The organism is Streptococcus sp. C300, assembly GCF_000187645.1.
Taxonomy (GTDB): domain Bacteria; phylum Bacillota; class Bacilli; order Lactobacillales; family Streptococcaceae; genus Streptococcus; species Streptococcus oralis_CQ.
Window position 1 is genome coordinate 130,508 of the sequence record NZ_GL732470.1, and the last position, 3,810, is coordinate 134,317.

Here is a 3,810-nt window from a genome sequence, read left to right on the forward strand (position 1 = left end):
AAATTGGCGCATGAGCATTCGATGAGTGACAACTACCACAGTCTGGTAGTCTCTATACTTAGCCATACATTCTAGAAACCGAGACTTCATTTCCGTAGCTGTCTCATATTGAATAGGACTATTAGAAAGTAACTCCCCCTTGTTTTCTAGAAATAGTGTTCTAGCCTCTTCAAATCTATCTATGCCTGATTCATAGACCTGCCATTCGTGTAACAAAGGCTCCACCCTCAAAGGAAGGCCAGTAGCACAAGATACATAAAAAGCCGTTTCTAAAGCTCTCGTTACTGCTGAAGTCACTAGTAGATTAGCCGATTGTAGCAAAGGATTTTGCCAAAGTTCCTGAGCTTGTTGCCGTCCTTTCTCAGATAAAGGTGCTAAATCCATCCCAAAACCTGTATAAGAACGTTCCTCTAACTCACGGTAATCTGGCTCCCCATGACGTACAAAGATAATCTTCATCTTAGTGTCCAGTTGACCCAAAACCACCAGTCCGCACGCCATCCGCTTCATCTCCGTCTGCAATCAAAAATGGTGCAAAGACAGCCTGGACTACACGTTCTCCAACTTCGAGGACGACTTCCTGTTCAGTAATGTTTTTCATCTGAGCAAAGATATGACCTTCATTCCCAGGATTTCCATAATAATCCCCATCAATGACCCCAACTGAGTTAATCAAGACCAAGCCCTTCTTGCGAGGGTTTGATGAACGGTCATAGAGATAGAGCACTTCTGTCGGCTGCATATAGGCCTTAATCCCTGTCGGAACCAAAACAATCTCTCCTGGAGCAATCACAGTGCGTTCTGCAACCTTTAAATCATAACCAGCTGCATGGGCTGTCTCTCGCTTCGGTAACAAATTTTCATCTGTAAAACTCGAAACCAATTCAAAACCACGAATTTTCATATCTTTCTCTTTTCTATTCTATAATCATTTATTCTAGGCTATTTTATCTTATTTATTCGAAAAAAGCACGAAAAAAGAGCACACAATTCACATCGCTTAGGGCTGCTGGATTCCTCCCCTGACCCGCTTCACGCAGAACTGTTGCTCCACTATTTATTATACCACATTCCCCTCGGTTTTTAAAGAGAAATTATTTTTTCCGTCGATTTCGGAAAAAGTCCTGCATAATCGCTGCACAATCATCTTCCAAAATTCCCGCTTCTACCTCTACACGATGATTGAGACGCTCATCTGTCAAAATATCGTACAGACTTCCAGCTGCACCAAATTTCTGGTTTTTAGCCCCGTAAACCACGTTTGGAATACGGGCAAGCCCAATCGCCCCGCTACACATGACACAAGGCTCAATGGTCACAAAAAGCGTGCAATCCAGCAGGCGCCAACTCTCTTCACTCACATTCGCATTCTCTATAGCCATGATTTCTGCATGCATGACCGCCCGTTGCAACTCCTCGCGCGCATTATGCCCCCTACCAATGATTTCTCCATCCTTGACAATCACACAACCAATTGGAATTTCATCGTGTTCTAAGGCAATCTCAGCCTCTCTCAAAGCCTCTCTCATAAAGGCTTCTTTTTCTTCAACTGTATAATTCATCGTTCTTCTCTTTTCCTACTTATCGATTTTATTATTATATCATGATTCTCAACACAAAAAAAGCCACCGAATGCGGTGACTTAATAGGGAGATTATTATGAAAAAGAAAAGTTTAGGATATTTGTTACAACAAGTTAGGAGGTCTTCTTGTAACTGTCTATAGTATACCCAACCTGTCTTAAACTAATCTTAAAAATCTCCTATGACCAAACACTTTCTAAAATATTAGTTTGTTCACGACCAGGTCCTACTGAGAAAGTTGAGATACGAACACCAACCAACTCGCTTACACGACGAACATAGTTACGTGCATTCTCAGGAAGGTCTTCCAAATTACGGACTCCAGTGATGTCTTCTGACCAACCTGGCAATTCCTCGTAGATTGGCTTACAACGTTTCAACTGCTCAAGACTAGCAGGATAGTAATCAATACGTTGACCATCAAGATCATAGGCGACACAGATTTTCACAGTATCCAAACCACTCAAAACATCTATAGAGTTCAATGAAAGATTGGTAATCCCAGATACACGGCGGCTGTGACGCATCACAACTGAGTCAAACCAACCCACACGACGTGGACGGCCAGTTGTTGTACCGTATTCATGACCTACTTCACGGATGCGATTTCCCACTTCATCAAATAATTCAGTTGGGAAAGGTCCGTCTCCTACACGACTTGTGTAAGCTTTACAGACACCTACAACCTTGTCAATCTTACTTGGACCAACACCAGACCCAATTGTCACACCACCAGCGACAGGGTTTGACGATGTAACAAATGGATACGTACCTTGGTCAATATCTAGCATAACACCTTGCGCACCTTCAAACAGCACACGTTTGCCATTATCAAGCGCATCATTCAAGATAACGGATGTATCTGTCACGTATTGCTTGATTTGTTGACCATACTCATAGTATTCTTCAAAAATATCGTCAACTGAAATAGGGGTACTATCATATAATTTTTCAAACAAACGATTCTTCTCCGCAAGATTGCGTTCCAAACGTTCACGGAAAATATCCTTATCCAAAAGATCTGCAATACGAATTCCAACACGAGCAGCCTTGTCCATATATGCTGGACCGATTCCCTTGATTGTAGTACCAATCTTATTGTCACCCTTAGCTTCTTCCTGCAAGCGATCCAACTCAATGTGATAAGGCAAAATAACATGCGCACGATCAGAAATACGCAAGTTATCAGTTGTCACATCTTCCTCATGAAGATAAGTCAACTCTTTCACAAGGGATTTTGGATTCACGACCATCCCATTCCCAATAACAGAGATTTTTTCAGGAAAGAAAATTCCAGATGGAATCAAGTGCAACTTAAATTTCTTACCATCGATCACAATCGTGTGACCAGCATTATCACCACCTTGATAACGAGCAATTACCTCTGCATTAGCAGAAAGAAAATCTGTAATTTTCCCTTTACCTTCATCACCCCACTGGGTACCTACAACAACAACTGAAGTCATAATAAAATTCGTCTGAGCTACTAGGAGCTCGTCCTTTCTCATATACATGGCAGGAATTTCACCCACAATTATATCTTACAATTTATTATAAGAAAAAAACACTATTTTATCAAGAAGAAACAGTAGAAAAGATTTGGAAATTCTTTCATTTCTAAATATAAAAACCTTTGATTATAAGCTAATTCTATATTTTTTAAAATATATCCACAACAATCGTTCGTAATTATGATATAGATACTTCCTATTGGATGAGAGTTGTACCACCTTGCAGTAATTTCTCTAGATATAGACGATAAGCTGTTCTAAAGTGATATAGAGAAAAGTCCCTATCACTTTTAATTTTAAATCGGATTAAGTAATATAGTAAAAAACGGAGATGAAGTGATTCCCACTCTGAACAACTCTGGCCTAAAGAGGCATATTCTTGTTCAACTAGTTTCAAAAAGACAAATGCTCGATCATAAAATTTCTGAAGCATATAAAAATTCCCTTTCTTATTAGTAACACTAGTCTAACAAAAAAAGGAACTAAAAAAGCTTCAAATCCTATAAAAGAAGAATTTAAAGCTAAACGAACTATAAATAAAATAAAGAGGTAATTACAGATTTAAAAATTAAAATTTGAAATTTCAACAATCCACTATATTTATAAATAAAAAAACGCTCAATTGAACGTTTCAATCTATACTCCGCCAGTAGGACTCGAACCTACGACATCATGATTAACAGTCATGCGCTACTACCAACTGAGCTATGGCGGAT

At 39.4% G+C, this 3,810-nt stretch carries 5 protein-coding genes, 1 tRNA gene and 1 other RNA gene; all 7 read right to left on the reverse strand.

The features are described from left to right. Positions 1-501, reverse strand: a 501-nt coding sequence (locus HMPREF0849_RS09310) for a histidine phosphatase family protein (RefSeq protein WP_198002049.1), incomplete at its 3' end; no start/stop codon positions are given. Continuing rightward, a complete protein-coding gene (locus tag HMPREF0849_RS09315) occupies positions 461-904 on the reverse strand; it encodes a dUTP diphosphatase (RefSeq protein ID WP_000701977.1) in 444 nt (147 codons plus the stop codon). The genes HMPREF0849_RS09310 and HMPREF0849_RS09315, both read right to left, overlap by 41 nt. Positions 905-968: 64 nt before the next feature. After that, positions 969-1,062, reverse strand: an RNA gene (gene ffs, locus HMPREF0849_RS10420) — signal recognition particle sRNA small type. A gap of 32 nt (positions 1,063-1,094) precedes the next feature. Beyond that, positions 1,095-1,562 carry a tRNA adenosine(34) deaminase TadA gene (gene tadA / locus HMPREF0849_RS09320; protein WP_001110100.1) on the reverse strand — a complete coding sequence of 156 codons (468 nt, stop codon included), beginning with the start codon at positions 1,560-1,562 and terminating at the stop codon, positions 1,095-1,097. 200 nt (positions 1,563-1,762) lie between these two features. Then, positions 1,763-3,049 carry an adenylosuccinate synthase gene (locus tag HMPREF0849_RS09325; protein ID WP_033605434.1) on the reverse strand — a complete coding sequence of 429 codons (1,287 nt, stop codon included), beginning with the start codon at positions 3,047-3,049 and terminating at the stop codon, positions 1,763-1,765. Between the two features lie 241 nt (positions 3,050-3,290). Next, positions 3,291-3,527, reverse strand: a complete 237-nt coding sequence (gene comW, locus HMPREF0849_RS10740) for a sigma(X)-activator ComW (RefSeq protein ID WP_000939513.1) — start codon at positions 3,525-3,527, stop codon at positions 3,291-3,293. Between the two features lie 208 nt (positions 3,528-3,735). Then, positions 3,736-3,809, reverse strand: a tRNA-Asn gene (locus HMPREF0849_RS09335). Position 3,810 lies beyond the last annotated feature (1 nt).